2 protein-coding genes are annotated in these 1,810 nt (G+C 64.6%); both read left to right on the forward strand.

Annotated elements, in window-relative coordinates:
• Positions 1-244 precede the first annotated feature (244 nt).
• Entirely contained in the window at positions 245-1,123 is an 879-nt protein-coding gene (locus tag MKK69_RS08410) for a hypothetical protein (RefSeq protein WP_243967322.1), read from the forward strand.
• A 66-nt stretch (positions 1,124-1,189) separates the two neighbouring features.
• Positions 1,190-1,399, forward strand: coding sequence for a hypothetical protein (locus MKK69_RS08415; RefSeq protein WP_243967323.1), 210 nt, complete (start codon positions 1,190-1,192; stop codon positions 1,397-1,399).
• Positions 1,400-1,810 lie beyond the last annotated feature (411 nt).

The following is a 1,810-nucleotide window of genomic DNA, read 5'->3' on the forward strand; positions in this document are numbered from 1 at the left end:
ACGCCTACTGAAGTTCTAGTCCTGTCAGAATCGAGGAAAACGGAACCGAAAAAGGGCTGCCGAGGGGCAGCGGGCGACCTCGAACGATCAGACCGTGCGAGAATCCGCGCGGGTGGTGGAGGCGGTCGAGCCATGCGGTGACGGTCTGCGGGCGTTCGGTATGGCGGATGAGCTGAGCCAGTAGCGGAAGCTCTGCCGTTTCACGTAGGTTGCAGCCAGATTAAACTTCGGTCGGAGGTGCGACGTGGCGTTGCTTGACGTGTCACCCCGCGATGAGCACGCCGCTTCCTTCGTCATCCGATTCGACGGTCTCGACGCGGAGCGCCATGAACTCGACCTCGGCGACCTCGCCGAGAGCCTACGCGGCATGTCTCGGATTATCGCGGTTGCTGGCAATCTCGCTGCAACCGACCGGTTCGTGCAGCACAAGGATTCAATGTCGGTTCGCGTCCTGGCCCGTCCGCCAGAAGCGCACTGCTTCGAAATCGTCGCGTGGCTCAAATGGGCTATCGTCGAAAATACGTATACCTCAGCGACGGTTAGCGGGCTGACGGTCGCTCTGATAGGTTACATCTTCAAGCGTGCTTCCGGAAACCGCGAAGAGATGAAGCACCTCAAGGACTCGCTGGACAAGGCGATCACCGAGTTAGGGTCTCGAGATGCCGGCACAGTTGCGCGCCTGCTCGATACCGTGGACCGCATGGCTGAAGCCTTAATCCCGGCTGTGCGCCAGGCCGTTGCTCCAATCGGCCAATCCGCCATGACGCTCACGGTCTCGGGGGAGAATCCCGGGACGAGTGTGAGGCTCGATGTCGCCGACCGTGAGAGCATCATGGCCGAGGCAGAGTCCGAGATCACGCCGCAGCGTGATTTCATCGTCGAGATCGTCGGCCTCAGCATGGAGGACGGCACCTGCAAGCTGATCCTCTCAGATGATGCTGAAGACCGGATTAGGGGCGTCGTGACCGACCCGCAGGTGATGCGACCGAACAATCCCTATGCCCTCGCGATGGCTGCCAAGCGGCGCATCCGGGTTCGCGCCAAGGCTGCGATTCGTGAGGGGCGGATTGAGAAGCTGTTCATCAGCGACGTGGTCGAGCCAGGTCCGGCCCAGTCGCGCTAATCGGCCTAATTGCGGCCAAGCTTGAGCCCCGCTAGACGCGCTGCCTCGGGGCGTGCGGGAGCAGGGATGAATGACACTGTGGCCGCCCTGCTCCTGGCGCTGGCGGCCGAGAACGCCGAGTTGCGCGAGCAACTGGCCTCCGCTCAAGACATGCTCGTCGAGACCGCGATCGACGCCGGCAACATGCACGCCCTCGTGGAGGCCATGCAGACCGAGCGGGATGCGTGGCGCGAGGAGGCCGAGCGCTTGGGCAGGAAGGTCCTGAGGATAGGCTGACACAGGCGACACCGCTTTGGCCGGCTGCTACAGCACCTGCCTCCCCCGGACGCGTGCCCGAGGCGTTCGCGACACCACACGGTGCTGTTGCGGGCGAGCATGCGACGACAGGCGGGCCCGAGCCAGTTCCTCGGGGCTCGCCCGTGGAGCCTTGGCCGGGCCGTCGCCTGAGGGTCGGTGCGGCGGCGGGCCTGGAGACCGCAGGGCGCCGGCCCACGGCCCTCGACAATCGCCGGTGCGCAGGTCGCGTCCCGGACGCCCCCCGGAGGCATCGTGAGCGTGGAAGGGTTCGGTAACCGACGACCGTCACCAACGTCGATATGTCTAAGCGAACGACCCGAACCCTGAGAGGCGTTCTCTGGATCGCCGCCCTGGCGCTCTGCTGCTTCTCGGCCGTAATGCTGATGGAGG

Source organism: Methylobacterium sp. J-026, assembly GCF_022829585.1.
In the GTDB taxonomy this organism is placed as follows: Bacteria; Pseudomonadota; Alphaproteobacteria; order Rhizobiales; family Beijerinckiaceae; genus Methylobacterium.